General features: G+C 68.5%; 18 protein-coding genes. 5 read left to right on the forward strand and 13 right to left on the reverse strand.

What is annotated here, in order from left to right; all coding sequences use genetic code 11:
* Positions 1 to 150: 150 nt before the first annotated feature.
* On the forward strand, positions 151 to 1,152 hold the full coding sequence (gene ubiA, locus ASG62_RS08130; RefSeq protein WP_056694838.1) for a 4-hydroxybenzoate octaprenyltransferase: 1,002 nt from the start codon (positions 151 to 153) through the stop codon (positions 1,150 to 1,152).
* A 25-nt stretch (positions 1,153 to 1,177) separates the two neighbouring features.
* Here ubiA and ASG62_RS08135 read toward each other — a convergent pair whose 3' ends face one another.
* The 12 genes from ASG62_RS08135 to ASG62_RS08190 all read right to left on the reverse strand — a co-directional run bounded on the left by ASG62_RS08135 (position 1,178) and on the right by ASG62_RS08190 (position 14,420).
* On the reverse strand, positions 1,178 to 1,759 hold the full coding sequence (locus ASG62_RS08135; protein WP_056694836.1) for a DUF6101 family protein: 582 nt from the start codon (positions 1,757 to 1,759) through the stop codon (positions 1,178 to 1,180).
* A gap of 175 nt (positions 1,760 to 1,934) precedes the next feature.
* Entirely contained in the window at positions 1,935 to 3,359 is a 1,425-nt protein-coding gene (locus tag ASG62_RS08140) for an FAD-binding oxidoreductase (protein ID WP_056694834.1), read from the reverse strand.
* 103 nt (positions 3,360 to 3,462) lie between these two features.
* Complete coding sequence (locus ASG62_RS08145; RefSeq protein WP_056694832.1) at positions 3,463 to 4,434, reverse strand: L-threonylcarbamoyladenylate synthase; 972 nt, start codon at positions 4,432 to 4,434, stop codon at positions 3,463 to 3,465.
* A 493-nt stretch (positions 4,435 to 4,927) separates the two neighbouring features.
* The gene (locus tag ASG62_RS26330; RefSeq protein ID WP_056694830.1) at positions 4,928 to 6,478 is read right to left on the reverse strand and encodes a glycoside hydrolase family 25 protein; all 1,551 of its coding nucleotides are present in this window, start codon (positions 6,476 to 6,478) and stop codon (positions 4,928 to 4,930) included.
* 514 nt (positions 6,479 to 6,992) lie between these two features.
* Positions 6,993 to 9,107, reverse strand: coding sequence for a glycine--tRNA ligase subunit beta (glyS, locus tag ASG62_RS08155; protein ID WP_056694829.1), 2,115 nt, complete (start codon positions 9,105 to 9,107; stop codon positions 6,993 to 6,995).
* A 76-nt stretch (positions 9,108 to 9,183) separates the two neighbouring features.
* Positions 9,184 to 9,618, reverse strand: coding sequence for an endonuclease domain-containing protein (locus ASG62_RS08160; RefSeq protein WP_162246015.1), 435 nt, complete (start codon positions 9,616 to 9,618; stop codon positions 9,184 to 9,186).
* A 34-nt stretch (positions 9,619 to 9,652) separates the two neighbouring features.
* The gene (locus ASG62_RS08165) at positions 9,653 to 10,558 is read right to left on the reverse strand and encodes a neutral zinc metallopeptidase (protein ID WP_056694823.1); all 906 of its coding nucleotides are present in this window, start codon (positions 10,556 to 10,558) and stop codon (positions 9,653 to 9,655) included.
* Positions 10,559 to 10,649: 91 nt separating this feature from the next.
* Positions 10,650 to 11,606 (reverse strand): glycine--tRNA ligase subunit alpha, encoded by a 957-nt coding sequence (locus tag ASG62_RS08170; RefSeq protein WP_156382028.1) that lies wholly within the window; start codon positions 11,604 to 11,606, stop codon positions 10,650 to 10,652.
* Between the two features lie 337 nt (positions 11,607 to 11,943).
* Positions 11,944 to 12,126, reverse strand: a complete 183-nt coding sequence (locus ASG62_RS08175; protein ID WP_244488599.1) for a hypothetical protein — start codon at positions 12,124 to 12,126, stop codon at positions 11,944 to 11,946.
* 101 nt (positions 12,127 to 12,227) lie between these two features.
* Entirely contained in the window at positions 12,228 to 13,106 is an 879-nt protein-coding gene (locus tag ASG62_RS08180) for a S49 family peptidase (RefSeq protein WP_056695029.1), read from the reverse strand.
* Positions 13,107 to 13,389: 283 nt separating this feature from the next.
* Entirely contained in the window at positions 13,390 to 14,130 is a 741-nt protein-coding gene (locus ASG62_RS08185; protein ID WP_056694819.1) for a tRNA1(Val) (adenine(37)-N6)-methyltransferase, read from the reverse strand.
* Between the two features lie 71 nt (positions 14,131 to 14,201).
* Positions 14,202 to 14,420, reverse strand: a complete 219-nt coding sequence (locus ASG62_RS08190; RefSeq protein ID WP_056694817.1) for a DUF2007 domain-containing protein — start codon at positions 14,418 to 14,420, stop codon at positions 14,202 to 14,204.
* Between the two features lie 350 nt (positions 14,421 to 14,770).
* Between ASG62_RS08190 and ASG62_RS08195 the strand changes: the two genes are divergently transcribed.
* The 4 genes from ASG62_RS08195 (at position 14,771) to moaB (ending at position 19,404) form a co-directional block, all read left to right on the forward strand.
* The gene (locus tag ASG62_RS08195; protein ID WP_413814188.1) at positions 14,771 to 15,787 is read left to right on the forward strand and encodes a polyprenyl synthetase family protein; all 1,017 of its coding nucleotides are present in this window, start codon (positions 14,771 to 14,773) and stop codon (positions 15,785 to 15,787) included.
* Between the two features lie 250 nt (positions 15,788 to 16,037).
* Positions 16,038 to 17,912, forward strand: a complete 1,875-nt coding sequence (locus ASG62_RS08200; protein ID WP_056694814.1) for a tetratricopeptide repeat protein — start codon at positions 16,038 to 16,040, stop codon at positions 17,910 to 17,912.
* Complete coding sequence (locus tag ASG62_RS08205) at positions 17,909 to 18,862, forward strand: 4-(cytidine 5'-diphospho)-2-C-methyl-D-erythritol kinase (RefSeq protein WP_082537236.1); 954 nt, start codon at positions 17,909 to 17,911, stop codon at positions 18,860 to 18,862. The genes ASG62_RS08200 and ASG62_RS08205 overlap by 4 nt, the downstream gene beginning before the upstream one ends.
* Positions 18,859 to 19,404 (forward strand): molybdenum cofactor biosynthesis protein B, encoded by a 546-nt coding sequence (gene moaB / locus ASG62_RS08210; protein WP_056694812.1) that lies wholly within the window; start codon positions 18,859 to 18,861, stop codon positions 19,402 to 19,404. The genes ASG62_RS08205 and moaB overlap by 4 nt, the downstream gene beginning before the upstream one ends.
* A gap of 345 nt (positions 19,405 to 19,749) precedes the next feature.
* Here the strand turns inward: moaB and ASG62_RS08215 are convergent, their stop codons facing one another.
* Positions 19,750 to 20,496 carry a GGDEF domain-containing protein gene (locus ASG62_RS08215; RefSeq protein ID WP_244487574.1) on the reverse strand — a complete coding sequence of 249 codons (747 nt, stop codon included), beginning with the start codon at positions 20,494 to 20,496 and terminating at the stop codon, positions 19,750 to 19,752.
* Positions 20,497 to 21,333: the final 837 nt, after the last annotated feature.

Below are 21,333 nucleotides of genomic sequence, written 5' to 3' on the forward strand. Positions count from 1 at the left end.
CGCAATCTGCCGCGGAAGGTCCGGCGATAGGCACCCCCTCCCGCGGCGTCAAGGGCGCGGGCGGCAGCGGGGCGAGCCGTTCCTCGCGACGGCGACGGCCCTGCGGAAGCCGGCCTTGACGCGGCAGCCGTTCGGAGCACTCTCCGGCGCATGTCGAATCGTCCCCATGAAGCAGTCACCGGCGGCGCGGTGGCGGATGCAGCGGCGGCCAACTGGGTCCACCGTTTCCTGCCCCGGGCGCTCTGGCCCTATGCCCAGCTCGCCCGCTGGGACCGGCCGATCGGCTGGCAGCTGCTTCTGTGGCCGTGCTGGTGGTCGGCGGCTCTCGCGCCGCAACTGATCGCCCCGACGGCGCTGACGACGGGCCTGCCGAACGTCTGGCATCTCGTCCTGTTCTTCGTCGGGTCGGTGGCCATGCGCGGGGCCGGCTGCACCTATAACGACCTCGTCGATGCCCGGATCGACGCCAAGGTCGCGCGCACGCGCTCGCGCCCGCTGCCGTCGGGCCGCGTCACCAAGCGCCAGGCCAAGCTCTTCCTGGTGCTCCAGGCGCTGGTCGGCTTTCTCGTGCTGGTGCAGTTCAATCTCTTCGCGATCGTGCTCGGCCTGTCCTCGCTCGGCTTCGTCGCGGTCTATCCGTTCCTGAAGCGCGTGACGGACTGGCCCCAGCTTGGCCTCGGCCTCGCCTTTTCCTGGGGCGCGCTCATGGGCTGGGCGGCGCTTTGGGGCTCGCTCTCGCTCTCGCCCGTGCTGCTCTATTTCGGCGCCATCGCCTGGACGGTCGGCTACGACACGATCTACGCCCATCAGGACAAGGAGGACGACGCCCTGATCGGCGTCCGCTCGACGGCGCGGCTCTTCGGCCGGAAGACCAAGCCCGCCCTCGCCATCCTCTACGGCACGGCGCTCGCCCTCTTCGCGGGCGCCTTCGTCACGGCGTCCACCGGCCTCTGGTGGGGGCCGAGCTGGCCGGCCTATGCCGGTCTTGCCGTCGGCGCCGCTCAGATGTTCTGGCAGATCCGCAGTCTCGACATCGACGATCCCGACCAGTGCATCCGCCTGTTCCGCTCGAACAACCGATTCGGCGCGATCGTCTTCTTCGGACTGGTCCTGTCGGCGCTGTGGTCGCTCTCCTTCCCCCTGCCGCAATAGGGGCAAGGGCAGCGGCGCAGTCCGATCAGTCGCGGGCGATGATCTCCTGCCCGGAAATGCGCAGGGCGAGGCCGAGGCCGCCCGGCTTGCGGCGGGCGAGGAAGCGCGGCCGGCGCATGGAATGGGCGCTCGACGAGCGGCGGCGCGGGGCAGCGCCCGTGGAGCGGACCTGGCCGAGCGTCTCCTCCAGCGGCACGACGGCGCCGCCGGCCTCGACCATCAGCATGGGCAGGTTGAAGAGGTCCGACCAGGAGCGCCAGTCGGCGGCAACGTCGTAGAGGTCGGACGCGACGAGCAGCGGCACGGAGAGCTTGGGGTCCGCGTGGTGCAGCTCCAGCGTCACGGTGACGGCGCCGGTGTCGTCCTCCATCGCGCGGGCCGCGACGCCCTTGAAGGCGCGGGCCGGAAGCGCGATCGACATGGGGATGCCCGAGCGCTCGAGCGCGCGGGTGATGACCACGCCGCGACGGTCGATCCGGTAGGCGACGGTCTCGCCGTCCTGCATCATCTCGAAGGTCTGGCGACGATCCGCGAAGGCCGGGTCGACGCGGATCGGCATGTCGGCCCACTCGGGACGGTTCGAAACGGTTTGCGTAGCCTTGGTCATCTCTGCGCCTCTTGTCGTTCCGGGAAGCACTTGCGCGCGTCATCCGAAGCGGCCGATATGTTCCGGCCTTTGGTGACTTGAAGCTACAGCGATCGTCTTGCTCGCGACCTAAGAAAGGCGGTTAAATGACCATGACCAACGGCACGGTTACTGATGTTAGAATATGAATCGACTTTTAAACGACTTTGCCGGGATTGAGGATTCGGTAAGGATCGAACACCCCCTTCAAACGGCGCATCAGCTCGATCTCCGGCCCAGCTTTCGCGCCGGCCAGGTCGTCGCGCTTCAGCTGCCCGATGCCGTGCTCGGCCGAGAAGCTGCCGTCGTAGCCGGCGACGATGCCGTGGACGATGTCGGCGATCTCGTGCCAGCGGGCGAGGAAGGCCGCCTTGTCCGCGCCGAGCGGCTGGGAAATGTTGTAGTGGATATTGCCGTCGCCGAGATGGCCGAAGGCGACGATGCGCGCGCCGGGCATGGCGGCCAGCACCGCTGCGTCCGCCTCCGCCAGGAAATCGGGCACGCGCGCGACGGGCACGGAGACGTCGTGCTTGATCGATCCGCCCTCCGGCTTCTGCGCCCAGCTCAGCTCCTCGCGCATGGTCCAGAAGCGCTCGGCCTCGACCAGCGAGGGCGCGATGGCGGCGTCCTCGACGGCGCTCGCCTCGAAGGCGGCCTCCAGCACCTCCTCCATCGCCTGCCGCGCGTCCTCGCCCGAGCGCGATGAGGAGATTTCGACGAGCACGTACCACGGATGGGCGGCCTCCAGCGGATCGCGCGCGCCCTTCGTATGGGCCAGCGTGAACGCCATGCCCTGCCGGCCGATCAGCTCGAAGCCGGTGAGCTGCCCGCCCACCCGCCGCTCGGCGATCCCGAGCAGCGTCAGCGCGTCCTGCGGGGTCTTCACGCCGACATAGGCGACCTCGCGCCCGGCCGGCCGGGGAAAGAGGCGCAGGACCGCCGCCGTGATGATGCCGAGCGTTCCCTCCGCGCCGATCAGAAGATCCTTCCAGTCGTAGCCGCGATTGTCCTTCTTCAGCTTGCGCAGGCCGTTCAGGATCTCGCCGGAGGGCAGAACGGCTTCGAGCCCGAGGCACAGATCGCGCGCATTGCCATAGGCGAGGACACCCGTGCCGCCCGCATTGGAGGAGAGATTGCCGCCGATCTGGCAGGAGCCTTGCGAGCCGAGCGAGAGAGGAAAGAGGAGGCCCGCCTCTTCCGCCGCGCTCTGCGCCTGCGCCAGCACGACGCCCGCCTCCACCACGAGAACGCGCCCGACCGGGTCGATCTCGCGGATGCGGTTCATCCGCTCCAGCGAGAGCACGATCTCGCCCTCCGAGCGCGGCGACTGCCCGCCGACGAGCCCGGTATTGCCGCCCTGCGGCACGACGGGCGTGCGCGTCTCGTTCGCGAGCGTCAGGATCGCCGAGACCTCCTCCACCGAAGCCGGCCGAAGCACGAGGCGCGTGCGCCCCGCATAGAGATCGCGCGGCTCGACCAGATAGCGCGCGAGAAGATCGGGCGAGGTCAGGGCGTTGGCAGGGCCGGTGATGGCGGCGAAGCGGGCGAGGAGATCGTCGGAAAGCGGGCTGATGGAATCCATGGCGGCATGATTAACGCCGCCTTACCGAAGCGTCGAGAGGCCCTCGGAGGAGCCGCGATCTTCGACATGCCTTTCGACCATGCCGGGATCGCGGCCGCCCGTATCAGCCCGGCGTCACGAGGCTACGGGGCGCGGCCGCGCGCGACAGCCGGTCGTTGAGCGCCTCGCCGAGCCCGTGGCGCGGGATGGGCACGACCGCGATCCGCTCGATCTCCGGCCGGTCGAGCGCGGCGAGCACGGCGAAAAGCTTCGACGCCGCCTCGCGCAAGCTCCCGGACGGGCTGAGATCGAAGACAGCGGCAGCCGCCTCCATGCCCGGAAGCTCCAGGCCCCCGAAGGTGACGAGCGCCTCGCCCGGCTCCACCCATGCGGCGTCGAGCCGCACGGCGCCGGCCGGCGCATAATGCGACACGAGCTGCCCCGGCGCCTCGATCGCCGGCCCCGGCGCCGTGCGCAGAACGGCAAGCCCCGTCGCCGCCTCGATCTCGGCGGGATCGAGCCCGCCCGCCCGCAGGAGATGCAGCCGCCCGTCCGCGACCTTCAGGATGGTCGATTCCAGCCCCACCGCCGCCGGCCCCGCGTCGAGCACGAGATCGACCGCGCCGCCGAGGCTCGCCTCCACATGCGCCGCCGTCGTCGGGCTGACACGGCCGGACCGGTTGGCGCTCGGCGCCGCGATCGGCGCATCGAGGCGCCGTGCGATCTCCGCCATGACACCGATCGGCATGCGCACCGCGATCGTCGGCAGCCCCGCGCTCGCCAGCGGATGGACGGGCGAGGACAGGGCGGCCGGCAGAACGAGCGTCAGCGGCCCCGGCCAGAAGGCCTCGGCGAGCGCCAAGGCGAGATCGTCGAAAACGGCGAGGCGCCGCGCCATGTCGAGATCGCAGACATGCGAGATCAGCGGATTGAAGCGCGGCCGCCCCTTGGCCTCGAAGATCCGCGCGACCGCCTCGCCATTCGTCGCGTCCGCGCCGAGCCCGTAGACCGTCTCCGTCGGCATCGCGACCAGCCCGCCCGCCGCAAGCCGAGCGACGGCGGCCTCGATCGACCTTGGATCGTCGGCCGGGATCATGGGTGTAAGTCCGTGATGGGACGACGATTTCGATGAAGATAGGCCAACTGGCCGGGCTCGCGGCTGCGCGCCCCCCTCTGTCCTGCCGGACATCTCCCCCTCAAGGGGGGAGATCGGCAGCTCGATCGGCAGAGACTATCCTGATCTCCCCCCTTGAGGGGGAGATGCCGGCAGGCAGAGGGGGGCGCGCCTCGCTCGACCGCTGAAAACCCGTCACCAAGACTCAAACCCGAAACGCAAAAAGGGCAGCGGCCCGAGGGGGGTGGCCGCTGCCCGATCTCGCATCCGGGGGGAACCGGAAAACGGGTCTTGCGCGCCGCGCCATCAAGCCTAGACGCAAATCGGCCGGGGGGAGCCGAGGGGGTTATGCGTGCGGCATCTGCGATGACGTGACGTTCACTTGCAAAATCGCTCATCGGGGAATTGGTTCCCCGCAGCGCGTCGAAAGATCAAGAAAAATATGAGGGGCGGCTCGAAGCTTTCCCGCCGGCCGTCAGCGCGTGGCGCGAAAGGCGCCGTCGACGCGGCCCTCGGGCGTCGCCGAGGCGATGGCCTGGACGAGGCGCGCGCCCCGGCCGGAGCCGGCCGCCTGCGAGAGCACGTAGGCCGGCATGGCGAGCGCGGCCGATTCCGCCTTAGCCGAAGAAAGCTCCAGCCAGCGCCGGACCTTGGAGCGCTCGGCCGGACCGAAGCTGGCGAGCTTCGGCAGCGGCACGGCGTCGGTCCCGGCGATGCTCGCGACCTCCTTCATCTCGTCCTGCAGCCCGTCGAGCGAGCCGAGCGCGGCAACCTTCACGCCGCCCTGCGCGGGAGGAGCCTTGGAGACGGCGGCGGACGCGGAGGCGGTGTTCGCAACCGCCGGCTTGCGGCGCTCCTGAAGCGCCGTTTCGGTCAGGAGCTTCAAGGGATCGATCGTGCGGCGATGGCTCTCGGCAGGGCCGTAGGCCGCGACCAGCGAGGCGACTTCGGTCGGCGCCTCCGCGACGGGCTCGCGCTTGGCGGCCCCGGTCCCGGCCGGGTCCGACACCGGAAGCGTGACGGCTTCGAGCGCGGGTGCCGCCGCCTGCGGCATGGGCGCTGCGAGCGCCAGAGCCGCGGCGGCCGGCTTGTGGACGGAGACGAGCCGGTCGAAGCTGCGGGCGACCGCCGAGATCATTTTCGTCGCCTTGGTCTCGAGGCTCGCTACCAGCGTCGGCGCCGCGTTCGGCTCGTTCAGCGGGCGCACGAGATCGGCGAAGGGCCAGGCGGCGCGAAGGCCGGCGACGTCGAGGCTCGCGACATTGACGTCGATGTCGCTCTTGGCGCCCTTCACGCGGTAGAAGCACTCCTTGGCCGAGCAATTGTGCATGGAGGAGAACTGCCAGAGCGCATAGGTCGGCCAGTTGTCCTCGGGAAAGAGGCCCGTGATGTCGCCGCGATAGCGCGCGTACCAGAGCGGCAGGCGCGACAGGAGCTTGTAGGTGTCGCGATAGTCGGCGACCCATTTGGCGGTCGAGCCGTTGGTGTAGAGGACGGGATAGCGGCCGGTGCGGATCTTGATCTGGTCGGCGAAGATCTCGGCATCGGCGAGCGACATCCACTCGGGCGTGTTGTCCTCGATGTCGAGCGCGATCAGCTCGTCCGGCGCGGGCTCGGCGAAGTCGATGAAGTGGTCGGCCTGCTCGCGCGGATTGCCGGGGCGGCCGAGATGATAGGCGCCCCATTTGAGGCCGAGCGTCTTCGCCATCTCGCGGCGGGTCATGTAGAGCTCTTTGGTGACGGAGTATTTCCACCACCGGTTCTTGCACAGAAGCTCGTCGTTGCCGCTCTTGCCGCGGCAGTTCCATTCCGGCGGCAGGCCGTCGGACGCCTTGTTGATGAAGGCGGCGATCCGCTTGTCGGAGGTCAGTTCCTTCCAGTCGATCGGATTGAACTCGTAGGCGTCGATGACGATCGCGCGGTCCGTGGCCTTCCAGGGCTCCTTCCAGTCGGCCGCGGCGGGCGTGGCGAGCACGGCGCAGGCGAGAGCCATGGCTGCCGACAGAGCGGCGCGCAAGTTCAGCATCCAGACAGGTCCTTCGTGGTCGATCCCCTGCCGCGGCGGAGACGACGCAACGCTCCCCTGCCCCCTCGGCCCGTCTTATTTGACGGCCGAATCCGTCCGGTTCCGGGCCGGAGCGATCACATCACGTTGATGGATGAAATATGACGTGATAATTCGGCGAGAAACCGCCTCAAGGCCTTGAAATCGCTGATGCCGGAAAGCTTGCGTGGACCTAACCAATATTTCAGGACGGTAACATGCCGTGCTCCACACAGCCGCTCAGTGAAGCTCTCCCGAAACACCCGCCCAGCTTTCGCCGCAATTGAACAGGCTCGACCTGTCAAATCCAGCGTTCTTCGCCCCTCCGGGGAGAAGGTCCCGGCAGGGGGATGAGGGGCTTGCCCGCCGTCCTTCGATCCAGCGAGGGCGGCGTTGCTGTCGAGGCTGCCCCCCCTCATCTGCCTGCCGGCATCTTCTCCCCGCAGGGGCGAAGAAAGATAGGCGTCAAACGTCGCGCCTTCGCCCCGAGCCCCGATCAGCCCGCGATCTTCGACACGTCTGCCACCCGCAGCGTCGCCGCCCGGATGCGGGAGAGAAGCGCCAGACGGTTCGCCCGCACCGCCTCGTCCTCGGCATTGACCAGAACCTTGTCGAAGAAGGCGTCCACCGGCGCGCGAAGACCCGCCAGCGCCGTCATCGCCCCCGCATAGTCCTCCGCGGCCACGGACCGCTCGACCGCCCCATCCGCCGCATCGATCGCCGCCTGAAGCGCCCCCTCCTCCGCATCCACGAACAGCGCGGGATCGACGGCCTCCGCGACGCGCGTGCCCTTCTTCTCCTCGGCGGCAAGGATGTTCGCCGCCCGCTTGGTCCCGGCGAGGAGATTCCGGCCGTCCTCCGTCGCGAGGAATGTGCCAAGGGCTTCGACGCGTCGGGTGATGTCGAGGAGATCGTCGCTCTCGGGTGAAAGCACGGCATCGACGAGATCGTGACGAGCGCCGGATTCGCGGAGCTGGACCTTCAGGCGGTCGTGGAAGAACGCGGGCAGGTCCCCGGCAGGGACGAGAAGGCGAAGCGGAAAACGAAGCTTGGCGTCCAGCACGATCCGGATCACCCCCAACGCCGCCCGTCGCAGCGCATAGGGGTCCTTCGACCCCGTCGGCTTCTCGTCGATCGCCCAGAACCCGACCAGCGTGTCCAGCTTGTCCGCCAGCGCCACCGCGATCGCCACGGGATCGCTCGGCACGGCGTCGCCCGGGCCCTGCGGCTTGTAGTGCTCCTCGACCGCGGCCTGGACGCTCGGATGCTCGCCCTGGAGCCCGGCATAGTAGCGGCCCATGAGGCCCTGCAGTTCGGGAAACTCGCCGACCGCCTCGGAGGTGAGGTCGGCCTTCGCCAGCAAGGCCGCGCGCCGCGCGAGCGCCGGATCGGCGCCGACCAGCGGCGCGATTTCCTCGGCCAGCGCCGCGATGCGGCGCACGCGCTCGCCTTGCGTGCCGAGCTTGGCATGGAAGGTGACGCCGAGCGCGTCGAGCTTGGCCATGCGCTGGTCGAGCGGCTTGGTAAGGTCGAGCCCGAGCGATTCCGCGGCCGGCTTCAAGTCCGCCCAGCCCGGCAGGTCGTCCTGGTCGGTCTGCCAGAAGTAGAGCGCGTCCGAGAGGCGCGCGCGCACGACCTTGCCGTTGCCCCGCGCGATCTCCGAGCCGCCGTCGGAGGCCTCGATGTTGGAGACGAGCAGGAACTTCGTCGACAGCTTGGTCTCGCCCGCGACGCGCGTGACGAAGCACTTCTGGTTGGTCTTGATGGTGAGGCGGATGACCTCCGGCGGGATCGCGAGGAAGGCCTCCTCGAAGGAGCCCATCAGCACGACCGGCCATTCGACGAGGCCCGAGACCTCTTCGAGCAGCGCCTCGTCCGGCACGACTTCGAGCCCGCTCGCGAAGGCCAGATTCTCGGCATCGGTGCGGATGATGTCCTTCCGGCGCTCGGCGTCGAGCACGACGAACGCCTTTTCCAGGCTCGCCGAATAGTCGTCGAAGCGGCGGACCTTGATCGGGCCCGGCGCGTGGAAGCGATGGCCGAAGGTCGTGTTGCCCGAGGTGATGCCGCCCACCGTGAAATCCACGGTGACGGGCTCGGAGGTCTCGGGGCCGAAGGTGCAGACGATCGACTGGAGCGGACGCACCCAGCGGAACGAGCCCGCCTCGGCCGAGGCCTTGCCCCAGCGCATCGACTTCGGCCAGGGAAAGCCTTCGAGAATGGCGGGCATCGCCTCCGCGACGATCTCCTCGGCCGGCCGGCCGGCCTTCTTCAGATGCGCGACGTAGAAGTCGCCCTTCTTGGGGTCCTTGTGGACATGCGCCTCCTCGATCGAGGCGATGCCGGCGCCGCGCAGGAAGCCTTCGATCGCCTTGGCGGGGGCGTCCGTGCGCGGGCCCTTGCGCTCCTCGACCGTGTCCTTCGAGCGCGCGTCGACGCCGCGAATGTCCAGCGTCAGCCGGCGCGGCGTCCAGTATTCGCGCGCGCCCTCGTAGGTCAGGCCCGCCGCGACCAGCGCGTCCGTCAGCGCCTTTTTCAGATCGCCCGCGGCCTTGCGCTGCATGCGCGCGGGAATCTCTTCCGAGCGAAGTTCGAGAAGGAGATCGGGCATGGGTCTGGCTCCCTCCCCCCTCCCGTTTCGGGAGAAGGCCGGCGCGAGGCCGGAGGCGTCGTTGGAGCCGATCGCCTCAGCGCCGCGCGGGCCGCGGGCGCGGCTTGCCGGGGCGGGGCGCCGGAGGGTTTCGATCGGCAGGCGGCAGTGTCCGCCGCTCTTCGACCACGGCACCGATCGTGTCAAGAACCGCGGCCATGTCGGCGCGAACGAGAGCGTTCGCAAAGCGCAGGACGCGGTATCCCTCGGCCTCCAGCGCGGCATCCCGCCTCGCGTCGCGCTCCGCGTTCGCCGGCCGGGCATGCTGCTCGCCGTCGAGCTCGATGATGAGACGAAGCGCCGGGGCGACGAAATCGGCGAGATAGGGTCCGATGCGGATCTGCCGCTCGAACAAGGCGGCCATGTCGGGCTGCCTCCGGCGGAGCGCCTGGAACAGCGTCTCCTCCAGCGCCGTGCCGTCGGCGCGGATGCGGCGCCGGACGGCGGCCGCCCGGCGCTCGAGTCGGGTCATCGCCATCGGCGAGACCCGGGATGGGCACGAGCCCTCAGATGTCGCCCTTGGTCGTGTCGCACTGGGCCATGTCGCCGGTCTCGAAGCCGCGCTTGAACCAGGTCTGGCGCTGCGCGGACGTGCCGTGGTTGAAGCTGTCGGGCACGACGTAGCCCTGGCTCTCCTTCTGCAGCGTGTCGTCGCCGATCTGCTGCGCGGCGTTCAGCGCCTCGTCGATGTCGCCCTCCTCCACATAGCCGGAGGCCTGGCTATCATGCGCCCAGATCCCGGCATAGCAGTCGGCCTGAAGCTCGACGCGCACCGACAGCGCGTTCGCCTCGGTCTCCGAGGAGGCCTGCCGGCGGGCCTGATCGAAGGCGGGCAGAATCCCCTGCAGGTTCTGGACGTGATGGCCGACCTCGTGCGCCACGACATAGGCCTGCGCGAAGTCGCCGGGCGAGTTCAGCTGGTCGCGAAGCTGCCGGAAGAAGGTCGTGTCGATATAGAGCTTCTGGTCGCCGGGACAGTAGAACGGCCCCGAGGCCGAACTCGCCTGCCCGCAGGCGGAGGCGACGCCGCCGCTGAAGAGCACGAGCGTCGGCAGCTGATAGGTCTGGCCCTCCGCCTGGAAGCGCTTCGTCCAGACATCCTCGGTGTCGGCCAGAACCGTCGCGACGAAATCGTCGGTCTCGTCCGCCGCGCCCTGCACGCCCGGGCCGTTCGCCGTCTGCGTGACGGTGCCGCCGCCCTGCTGGCCGCCCATGAACACGTCGATCGGGTTCACGCCGAAGCCGAACCAGAGCACCGCGCCGATGATGATCATGCCGACGATGCCGATGCCGCCGCCACCGGCGCCCCGGCGCATGGGAATGCGGAAGCCGCCGCCCCCGGGCATTCCGCCCCCGTCCCCGCCGCGGCGGTCCTCGATCTGGCTGGATTGCCGCCGGCCCTTCCACTGCATCGATCACATCCTTGTCAGAAGTCCCCGCTCCCCAACGCACGAGATCGCGTTCGGTGCCGTGGGAACTCGCATCGATGATAGAATGAGGAGATCAGGCAGCCCGAACCAGCGACTGGCCGCCCGCTTCCGTCAGAAGAAACGCCTCGCCGCAGGCCTTGGCGAGCGTGCGCACGCGCAGGATGTAGCTCTGCCGCTCCGTCACGGAAATCACGCCGCGCGCGTCGAGGAGGTTGAAGGCGTGGCTCGCCTTGATCGCCTGATCGTAGGCGGGAAAGACGCAGAGATGCAGGGCGCCGGGCGCGGCGGGGGCGCCGGCGGCGAGCAGCCGGCCGCATTCCGTCTCCGCGTCGATGAAGTGCTGATGCAGGATGGCCGTGTCGGCATATTCGAAATTGTAGCGCGAGAACTCGCGCTCCGACTGCAGGAACACGTCGCCATAGGTCACCTTCTCGGCGCCCTCTCGGCCGTTGAAGTTGAGGTCGTAGACGTTGTCGACGTTCTGAACGTACATGGCGAGCCGTTCGAGCCCGTAGGTCAGCTCGCCCGCCACGGGCGCGCATTCGATGCCGCAGACCTGCTGGAAATAGGTGAACTGCGAGACCTCCATACCGTCGCACCAGCACTCCCAGCCGAGGCCCCAGGCGCCGAGCGTCGGGCTTTCCCAGTCGTCCTCGACGAAGCGGATGTCGTGGAGCTTGGGATCGACGCCAATCGCGGCGAGCGAGCCGAGATAGAGCTCCTGCAGGTTGGACGGGTTCGGCTTCAGGATGACCTGATACTGGTAGTAGTGCTGGAGCCGGTTCGGGTTCTCGCCGTAGCGCCCGTCCTTCGGCCGGCGCGAGGGCTGGACATAGGCCGCGTTCCAGGGCTTCGGGCCCAGCGCGCGCAGCGTCGTCGCGGGATGGAAGGTGCCCGCGCCGACCTCCATGTCGTAGGGCTGCAGCACGACGCAGCCGTAATCGGCCCAGTAGCGGTGCAGCGCCAGGATCAGCCCCTGGAAGGAGCGCTCGGGCGCCATGTGCGGGGCGGCATCGGTCATGTCGGGCATCCAGCGGACAGGGGCCGGCATCGACGCACCACGGCATCGGGCGGCAAGAAGGTTCCCCGGCTGTGCCACGCACGCCGCGAGCCGGTCAAGCCGGGAGCCGATCGCAGGGCCCATGAGGTCGCTTCGAAGAGAACGTCTACGTTGGCGCGAGGCGCCCCCCTCTGGCTTGCCAGCCATCTCCCCCTCAAGGGGGAGATCGGCGGCTGCAGCGGTCGAGCGAAACTGGAAGCGTTTGAGACAAGCCTGATCTCTCCCCTTGCGGGGGAGATGCCGGCAGGCAGAGGGGGGTGCTTCGCGCTACCCCATCACACTCGAACCGATGAAACCGCGCCCGAGTTCAATCCCGCTTCAGCCGATAGACCCCGTCCTCGCCGCGCACCAGCGTGCCCTGCGCGCCCGTCCGCAGTTCCTGTTCGGACCGGCGGTTGCGGTCGGCCAGCCGCACGGCTTCGCCCTTCAGCCGGTTGAACCCGTAATAGGCGGCGGCCCCGACGAGGCCGAAGAGGAAGAGTTGTGGCATGAGGTCGACCATCAGATCCCGTCCCGCGACTATGATACGCCCGCCGGTCCGCGTAAAGGCGTCCGCGCCTTCGCGAAGGCGCCCGGCTCTTCACGATCGGTTCAAAGACCGAAGCGGCTCCAGGCGAGGCGCTCCTCGGCGATCGCCGCCAGCCGCTCGGCCGCGCCGGCGCCCGCGAGATCCGCGCGAAAGCCTCCCGCCCCGTCCAGCACGCTCTGGCCGACGAGCCGGCGGCCGAGAAAGCCGCGGCTCGGCTGGATGACGACGGGCTTCACCTTGTCGCCGAAGCGCTCCCGCAGCACGGAGCGCAGATCGCCCAGCCGGTCGACGAGCCCGAGTTCGAGACCTCGGAGCCCCGACCAGAACTGCCCGGTGAAGAGTTCCTCGCTCTCGGCGAGCTTGCCCCCGCGCCGCGACTTGACGAGGTCGATGAAGGTCTCGTGGATCTCGCGCTGCAAGGACAGGAGATGGGCGACGTCCTCCTCGCGCTCCGGCCGGAACGGGTCGAGCACGGCCTTGTTGCGCCCGGACGTGTGGACGCGCCGCTCGATGCCGAGCTTCTGCAGCGCCTCCACGAAGCCGAAGCCGCCGGAGACGACGCCGATCGAGCCGACGATCGAGGACGGGTCCGCGATGATCTCGTCGCCCGCGCAGGCGATCATGTAGCCGCCGGAAGCCGCGACATCCTCGACGAAGACGAGGACGGGCTTCTTCTTCTCCTCGGAGAGATCGCGGATGCGCTTGAAGATCAGCCGCGACTGCACGGGCGAGCCGCCCGGCGAGTTCACCGAGATCGCCACGGCCGGCGCGTCCTTCATGTCGAAGGCCTTCTCCAGAAGACCCGCGACTCCGGCCAGCGACAGGCTCGGCCGCAGCGGGCCGGACGCCGCCATGATCGTGCCGCTCAGGCGCACCACCGGAACGGTGACCGTGGTCTTGCGAAAGCGCTTGGGAAGAAGGGTCTTGAGGGAAAAGGCCAAGGGTCGGTCCGCCTGTTGCGATGAGAACCGGCCGCGCCGGACGATCCCGATGTAGGCACGCCGTGCCGCCGCGCAAAGATGGAGCGCGCGGTGCGGGCCTGTCATACCGACGAGCCCTTGAATTAACCTGTTTCGCAGGAGCGGCCTTCGCCGTGGACGAGGAAGGCGATGGGAGCGGCCTGTCGGCCGTGACCCGAGCCTGACGACGTCCACGACGGAGGAGGCCCGGCCCTGCGGGTGGGCCTTGGCCCACGAAACAGGTCAATTCAAGGGCTCGTCGGTATCAGATCTCGAAGCCCACCGTCGCGCGCCCCTCCCCGATCGCCGTCGCGACATCGCTCGGCCGTCCGTCCTCCTCGGCCAGGACGATCGGCGGCAGGAGGGAAAGCGGCGCCTTGGAGCCGCGCCGGGCGGAGACGAGGATGCGGCTCGCTCGTCGCCCGGCGCTTGGCTGCACCGGCCGGATGCGGATGTCGCCGTAGCGTCCCTCTCCCGCCTCCAGGATCGCCGGCAGATTGTCCGGCCGCGCGACGAGAAAGAGCGTGCCGCCGTGGGCGAGCAGCGCGGAGGCAGAGGCGAGCCAGCGCTGCAGGAACCCCGCTTCGGGCATCGCCCGCGCCGCATCGCGCCGCGCATCGGGCGAGGCCCGCCCGCCCGCCGGATGAAAGGGCGGGTTCGTCAGGATCAGGCCGAAGGCGCCGTCCTTAAGCCCCGCAGCCTCCCGCCCCGCGCGGCCCGCCAGGAGATCGGCGACCGCCACCGACAGGCGCGGCGCCAGCGCGGCGTTCTCCTCGAGCATCAGAGAGCGGCGCGAGAGGTCCGCCATGGCCGGGTCCTTCTCGACGAGCGTCACGGCAAGGCCGGGGCAGCGCGCGGCGGCGGCGAGCCCGACGACGCCCGAACCCGAGCCGAGATCGGCGGCCCGCCCTTCGCTCTCCGGCGGCGGGCAGGCGGCCAGAAGCAAGGCGTCGAGCCCGGCGCGAAAGCCCGTCCTCGGCTGGAGAAGATGGAAGGCGCCGCGCAAGAAGGCGTCGCGGCTCGTCTCCGGGTCGTCGCCCCCCGGGTCGCGCCCCCTCGGATCGCGGCCTTCCCCGGTCAGGAGAGTTCCTTGCCGAGATCGGCATCGCGCAGGATGCGCCGCGCCTGCTCGATGCGGTCGGCGTCCACCAGGATGCGGCGCGGCAATACGCCGATCGAGCCGTCGAGAATGCTCATATGGCTGTCGGCGACGAAATGTCCGATTCCGGCATCGGTCAGAAGCGAATCGACGAAGGAGATCGTCACGACGTCGTTGGATCGCAGGAGTTCGATCATGTCGTCCGAAACGTCCCGTGCTCGCTCATGTCCTTGGCCTCTCTTCGTTTTGCCGGTGCGCCGGCTCTTTTCGGCCGGCACACGCAAGTTTGCGGGATGCGCCGGCGATGGATGAGGGTGCGCCTCTTGTTTTTACGGTCCACCCCGTGTCTTGCAGGCGCGAAGACCGAGGGAAGCATGGCATCCGGGCGGCCCGGCGGGCAAGATGGCGCGGCGCGAGCGGCGCAAACGTGCGGCGAAGAGGCAGAGCGTCCGTCATCCGCCTTAACGCCGCGCCGCCGCGCCCCATGTTCAAGGCTTGCTGCCCTAGGCTTCCCGTGATTAGTCCTCGCGCGAACAACGGAGAGACCATCGTGAGTGTTGCCAACCCCGCCCGTGAGACGCCCGCCCGGGCCTCGATCGAGCCGATCGTCCGGCTGACATCCGCCGCGATGGGCGAGGTCAACGCGATGATCCTCGCCATGGCCGGATCGAACGTCACCCTGATCCCGGAGATCGCCGAGCACCTGATCTCGTCCGGCGGCAAGCGCCTGCGGCCCATGCTGACGATCGCCTCCGCCATCGCCCATGGCTACAAGGGCTCCGCCCATGTGAAGCTCGCCGCCAGCGTCGAGTTCATGCACACCGCGACGCTGCTGCACGACGACGTCGTGGACGAGAGCGATCTTCGCCGGGGGCGCGAGACCGCGCGCATGATCTGGGGCAACCAGGCGAGCGTGCTCGTCGGCGACTTCCTGCTCGGACAGGCCTTCAAGACCATGGTCGAGGTCGGCTCGCTGGAAGCCCTGCGCATCCTGTCGGGCGCCTCCGCCGTCATCGCCGAGGGCGAGGTCTGGCAGCTCTCCGCCGCCAAGCACATGACGACGACCGAGGCCGACTATCTCCAGGTGATCGAGGCCAAGACCGCCGCGCTCTTCGCCGCCGCGACCGAGGTCGGCCCCGTCGTCGCCGGCTCCGGCCCGGAAGCTTGCGCGCGCATGCGCGCCTACGGGCTCAATCTCGGCCTCGCCTTCCAGCTTCTCGACGACGTGCTCGACTATCGCGGCACGGCCAAGGCGCTCGGCAAGAATGTCGGCGACGATTTCCGCGAGGGCAAGATCACGCTTCCCGTCATCCTCGCCCACCAGCGCGGAACGGAGGCCGAGCGCGCCTTCTGGCGCGAGGCGATGGAGAAGGGCGCCAACGACGACGCGGCGCTTCTCGAGGCGCAGCGCCTTCTGGAGCGCCACGGCGCGCTGGAGGAGACGATCGCGCGCGCCCGTGCCTTCGGCGAGATCGCCTTCGAATCCGCCGCCGCCCTGCCGCGTTCGGAGGCCCGCGAGGCGCTGATCGAGGTCGTCGCCTTCAGCATCGAGCGCATCAACTAGCCGCGATCCCACGTCGCAGGAACCGCAACCACGCCTTGCGGCCCCAAAATGGTCATCCTGCGGGCACAACGACGTGGTGGCGCGTGTACGACGAGGATCGTGGCGTTGCAGAGGCAATTGCCGTAAACATCTTCGCCCGCAATCAAAACGGCCACGGGCAGGCCGGGCGCGACCGTGAAGACGCCAGCCGAACCCTTCCGACCTCGCGGGAACGACGAGTCGGCTCCAGAGAGGATCTCATCCCTTGCCCATGAAGCGTCCAGCCCGTCTCGCCCTCGCCGCCCTGATCGGGCTCTCGCCGCTGTCGGCCGGATCGGTCCTTGCCGCCGGCACGGACCTTGCGGCGAGCAAGGCGGGCATCGGCTCGGCGCAGTCGCTGTCGGGCGCCTATCTCGCGGCGAAGTCGGCCCAGGCCGGCGGCGATCTCTCGGCGGCCACCACCTTCTATTCCGATGCGCTGACGCTCGATCCGACCTCCGAGCCGCTGCAGCAGGATGCGATGTTCGCCTTCCTCGCCGCCGGCAATTTCGAGCAGGCCGCCGAGCTCGCCGCCAAGATTCGCGACACGCCGGAGGCCGGAAAGGTCGCCCGCCTCGCGCTCGGCATCGATCTCCTGCGCCGCGGCAGCTACACGCCCGCCATCGCCGAGTTCGACATCGTCGATCCGAGCGACCTCGACGCGCTCCTGATCGGCCATCTCTCCGCCTGGGCCGACACGGGCGCCGGCAATGTCGACGGCGCCCTCTCGCGCCTGAAGGAGCTTCAGGGCGCGACCTGGTATCCGATCTTCAACGACTATCAGGCCGGCCTCATCGCCTCGCTCGCCGGCAAGCCCGACATCGCGCGCAAGTCCTTCGCCGCCGTGATCGACGATTCCGCCAATGCCCAGGTCTCGCCGGATGCGTTCCTCGCCGCCGCCGAGGCGCTGGCCCGGCTGGAAGCCCGCGACGGCAAGAAGACCGCCGCCGTCGCCGCGCTCGACAAGGGCCTCGACGTCGCCGACACCTACGATCCGCTGCTGCACCTGAAGGCGCGCATCGAGAAGGGCGAGACGATCGAGCCCGCCCTGTCCAGCGTCAAGGAAGGCGCGGCGGAGACGCTCTACATCCTCGGGCAGGCGATCAACCGCGGCGAGGGCCAGCAGGTCGCCCTCCTCTATTTTCAGCTCGCCCGCGCGCTCGCGCCGACCGACCCGAACCTGCTCATGGCACTGGCCGGCATCGCCGAGCGCGGCGAGCATGTGGACGAGGCGATCGCCTACTATCGCCAGATTCCGAAGGACTCCGCCCTCTATCGCGCCGCCCGCCTCCAGACCGGCCTCGACCTCTGGTATGCCGAGCGCAAGGACGAGGCCAAAGCCCATCTGCGCAAGGCCGTCGCGGACTATCCGCACGATCTCCAAGCCTATCTGGCGCTCGCCGACGTGCTTTCGGCCGACAAGGATTATGCCGAATCCGCCAAGGCGCTGGACAAGGCGGTCGAGATCGCCGTGCCCGCCAAGAAGGAAACCTGGAATCTCTACTACCAGCGCGGCATCGCCCACGAGCGGCTGAAGCAGTGGGACAAGGCCGAGCCGGACTTCCGCAAGGCGCTGACCCTCTCGCCCGACCAGCCGCAGGTGCTGAACTATCTCGGCTATTCCATGGTGGACATGGACCGGAACCTCGACGAGGGCCTGGACATGATCAAGCGCGCGGTCGAGCTTCGCCCGAACGACGGCTACATCATCGATTCGCTCGGCTGGGCCTACTACCGCCTCGCGCGCTACGACGACGCCGTCGAGCAGCTCGAGCGCGCCGTTCTGATCACGCCGGTGGACCCGACGATCAACGACCATCTCGGCGACGCCTACTGGCGCGTCGGGCGCACCCGCGAGGCGCGCTTCCAGTGGAGCCGCGCGCTCGTCGGCGAGCCAAAGCCCGAAGCGGCCGAGGTGACGAAGATCGAGGCCAAGCTGAAGGACGGCCTGCCGCCGGAGACGCGCAAGGCCGAGATCGACGGCTCCGGCAAGCCGCTGAAGGCGGGCGCCGCCGAGGCCCTCGCGACCGCCGCGGACGCGGCGCAGCCGAAGGCGCCGGGCGCCGCGCCGGCGGTCCAGCCCAAAACCGAAGGCGTGCCGAACTGAGCGCGGTCGCCCCGCGCCTCGGCCCCGCCCCCACCGCCGCCTTCCGGCCGGAGGGCACGGAGCGCGCCTCCGCCAAGATCAACCTCGCGCTGCACGTCACCGGGCGGCGCGAGGACGGCTATCACCTGCTCGACAGTCTCGTCGCCTTCGCCGAGATCGGCGACACGGTCGCCGCTCGCCCCTGCGAGGCGGACGGGCTGACACTCGCCGGCCGTTTCGCGGGCGACGTCCCGGCGGGGGAGGAGAACATCCTCCTCCAGGCGCTGCGTCTGGCGCGGCCGCTTCTGGCGAACCGGGGCATCGCGCTCGGTCCCCTCGCGCTCCATCTCGACAAGCGCCTGCCCGTTGCCTCCGGCATCGGCGGCGGCTCGGCGGATGCCGCCGCGCTCCTGCGCTTCCTCGCCGCCGGCGATGCCGGGCTTCGCGCCGCGCTGACCGAGAGCGCGCTCGCCCTCGGCGCCGACGTTCCCATGTGCCTGACGGAGCAGCCATGCCGGATCGGGGGCATCGGCGAGACGATCGAGCCGCTCGCCGCCTTTCCGGCCATCGCCCTCGTCCTCGTCAATCCCGGCCTGCCCGTCTCGACGCCCGCCGTCTTCCGCGCCCTCGTCCGCCGCGACAACCCGCCCTTGCCCCCCCTTCCGCCGGAAGGGTTCCGCGAGGCAGAGGCCCTCGTCGCCTATCTCGGCGGGTCGCGGAACGATCTCGAAGCCCCAGCCCTCACCCTCGCTCCCCCCATCGGCGCGGCGCGGCAGGCGCTGGAGCGGGAAGGCGCGCTCTTCTCGCGCATGTCGGGCTCGGGCGCGACGGTCTTCGGCCTCTTCGCGAGCGCCGCCCATGCCGAGCGCGCCGCGCGGATCATCCTCGGCGAGGAGCCCGGCTGGTGGGTGGAAGCCTCGACGCTTCGCCCGGCCGCCGGCCTGGATGCAACAGGGATGGGACCATCATGAGCGAACGCGCCTTCATCCCTTTGTCGATCGCCGTCCTCACCGTCTCCGACACGCGGAGCCTCGCCGAGGACCGCTCGGGCACGACCCTCGCCGAGCGCCTCGCCGCCGCCGGCCACCGCCTCGCCGACCGCCGCATCGTGACAGACGACATCGAATCCATCCGCGCCACGGTCGTCGAATGGTCGAAGGACCCCGCCATCGACGTCGTCATCACGACGGGCGGCACCGGCTTCACCGGCCGCGACGTAACGCCGGAAGCCCTGGAGCCGATCTTCGAGAAGCACATGGATGGCTTCTCCGCGATCTTCCACCGCGTCTCCTTCGAGACGATCGGCGTCTCCACCATCCAGTCCCGCGCGACCGGCGGCGTCCTCAACGCCACCTTCGTCTTCGCCCTCCCCGGCTCCCCCGGCGCCTGCCGCGACGCCTGGGACCACATCCTCAGGCCCCAGCTCGACTACCGCCACAAGCCCTGCAACTTCGTGGAAATCATGCCGCGGCTGGACGAACACCTGCGGCGCGGAGGCGGCAAGTCGGCGTGAGGAGCGGGAGGCAGAGGGTGGACGTGGTCGTGCCGGCCGGGCACCTGCCATCGACGACTCCGCGCAAAATGCCGTCACTGTCGCTTTGCCAGATCGCCTATTTCGCGACGTCACAAAGGTCGTGACATCAAGCGTCCCTTTACTCGGGATGTTTGCGACGAGCGGAAAGCCGAATTCGGCTCATTGCGGGCATTGGCACCGGCTTATACCGCCCTCTGCAGCGGATCCCTTGCACCGGCTGGCATCGAGAGGTTGTCGGAAATCAGTGGAAACAAGTTATCCTGAAAAGACAAACGAAGACGAAGGATCAAGAATCTGGCTGGTTCAGGCTGAGTCTGATGGACTCTAACATGCCGAGACCCGGTTGCGACCGGCCCGCTTCGAGAGATACAACCCCTCGTCGGCGCGCTTGAGAACATCGCTGGAAAAGCGATCGGGCCGATTGAATTCGCTGACTCCGCCGCTGATCGTCCCTTCGTAGCGCAGGCTTTCCCGAAGGGCGGCCGGAACATGCCCGCGCAGTCGCTCTGCAATGTCCAGCGCATCGCGACGATGGGTTCCCGGCATCACGACCACGAATTCGTCGCCCCCGAAACGGGCAATCACATCGCTCTGACGCAAATGCTGCCGGCATATGCGGGCGATCTCCACCAGGGCGGCATCGCCTGCCTGATGTCCCATTTCGTCATTCAGCCGTTTGAAATTGTCGAGATCGAAAACGAGGACCGACGTCTGTGATTCTTCCTGTTGGAAGATCGCCAGTTGTCGGTCCAGGGTCTCGATCAGCTTGCGCCGGTTGTAGAGCCCCGTCAGGGCGTCCGTTTCGCTCAGTTGGCGCAGCTTTCGCTGAACTTCGTTCTTGTCGGTGATGTTGCTCGCCACCCAGACGACGGCAGCCTCGCCCTCCACCGGAAAATTGAGCGCCTGAACGCGGCCTTCAAACCAGATGGAATGGCTCGGCCCTTCGCCGGCTCCCTGAACGTCGCTGCCGCTGAGCTCGTATTCGACGATATGGAGCACGCCGCTTTTCAGCGCCTTCTCAATTTCGGTGGCGAACCACTGTGCCTTTTGCTCTTTCAGCACGTCAAACATACTGCGTCCGACAAGAGCGCTACCGTCATGATAATGCCTGAGATCCTTTCCCCCGAATATGGCTGCATATCTGCCACTCCGCGTCAGGATGAATGCGGGATCTGGAAACGAGGAAAGGATGGACATCAATTGCTGCTGCGTAAACAAGGCATCATTTCCCCACGTTGCGTGACGCAGCGGCACTGCTGAGAATATACCGAGAGTTTCATTTACAAATGGTACATCTTTCACCTGAAGACCAAACTTCGATCACCGCCGAGGTAACACAACGGAATTTCATCTTTCCAAATGCGAAATCTTGGGGCTAAAAACCAGTAAGGCCGGCTCGACCGCCAGAATGAGGTCATCGAGTCGCCCATTGCCGACTCCGGTGAGGCGTGGTCGCTTTTGGCGCGAAGCAGCCGAAGTATCGCTTCTGACATTCGCGACGCACGAATTTCGCTGAATGGCACACGAGCATTTCCATCGCAGAGCTCACCCGCAAAAGTCGGAGTTTTGCGACTGATTTTTGCGCGTGCCGAATGACCGGTTCAGCTTGAGCCTTCCCATCGCCCCCGCCTGAAACTTATCCCCACCCTCCCCGCCTCCCCTATCCTCCCTCTCACCACCAGCCCACGAGACGGGCGCGAATGATCACCGGGATCGTTCGGGGGCTGGGGGGCGGGTCTTGGGAGGATGCCTTCTTCGGAAAGGCGGAGCCCCTCGGTCAGGATGTTCGCGTCGGCCCTGCGACAAGCGGGGTTGCGGGAGAGATGAGGCGCGGGACCTGGGGCGAAGTCGTGGCCCAATGCCGACCTCGCGACGCCGCACGAAGCGGGATTAACCATCCCGTCCACG

The sequence above is a fragment of the Aureimonas sp. Leaf427 genome (assembly GCF_001425485.1).
Classification (GTDB): domain Bacteria; phylum Pseudomonadota; class Alphaproteobacteria; order Rhizobiales; family Rhizobiaceae; genus Plantimonas.

What these genes read in the sequence shown, in the direction of transcription:
- ASG62_RS08200 (WP_056694814.1), top strand. Translation starts at nt 16,038, where the DNA reads ATGAAGCGTCCAGCCCGTCTCGCCCTCGCCGCCCTGATCGGGCTCTCG.
- moaB (WP_056694812.1), top strand. Translation starts at nt 18,859, where the DNA reads ATGAGCGAACGCGCCTTCATCCCTTTGTCGATCGCCGTCCTCACCGTC.
- ASG62_RS08170 (WP_156382028.1), bottom strand. Translation starts at nt 11,606, where the DNA reads ATGCCCGACATGACCGATGCCGCCCCGCACATGGCGCCCGAGCGCTCC.
- ASG62_RS26330 (WP_056694830.1), bottom strand. Translation starts at nt 6,478, where the DNA reads ATGCTGAACTTGCGCGCCGCTCTGTCGGCAGCCATGGCTCTCGCCTGC.
- ASG62_RS08165 (WP_056694823.1), bottom strand. Translation starts at nt 10,558, where the DNA reads ATGCAGTGGAAGGGCCGGCGGCAATCCAGCCAGATCGAGGACCGCCGC.
- ASG62_RS08135 (WP_056694836.1), bottom strand. Translation starts at nt 1,759, where the DNA reads ATGACCAAGGCTACGCAAACCGTTTCGAACCGTCCCGAGTGGGCCGAC.
- ASG62_RS08215 (WP_244487574.1), bottom strand. Translation starts at nt 20,496, where the DNA reads ATGTTTGACGTGCTGAAAGAGCAAAAGGCACAGTGGTTCGCCACCGAA.
- ASG62_RS08145 (WP_056694832.1), bottom strand. Translation starts at nt 4,434, where the DNA reads ATGATCCCGGCCGACGATCCAAGGTCGATCGAGGCCGCCGTCGCTCGG.
- ASG62_RS08190 (WP_056694817.1), bottom strand. Translation starts at nt 14,420, where the DNA reads ATGATCGAACTCCTGCGATCCAACGACGTCGTGACGATCTCCTTCGTC.
- ASG62_RS08175 (WP_244488599.1), bottom strand. Translation starts at nt 12,126, where the DNA reads ATGCCACAACTCTTCCTCTTCGGCCTCGTCGGGGCCGCCGCCTATTAC.
- ubiA (WP_056694838.1), top strand. Translation starts at nt 151, where the DNA reads ATGTCGAATCGTCCCCATGAAGCAGTCACCGGCGGCGCGGTGGCGGAT.
- glyS (WP_056694829.1), bottom strand. Translation starts at nt 9,107, where the DNA reads ATGCCCGATCTCCTTCTCGAACTTCGCTCGGAAGAGATTCCCGCGCGC.
- ASG62_RS08160 (WP_162246015.1), bottom strand. Translation starts at nt 9,618, where the DNA reads ATGACCCGACTCGAGCGCCGGGCGGCCGCCGTCCGGCGCCGCATCCGC.
- ASG62_RS08140 (WP_056694834.1), bottom strand. Translation starts at nt 3,359, where the DNA reads ATGGATTCCATCAGCCCGCTTTCCGACGATCTCCTCGCCCGCTTCGCC.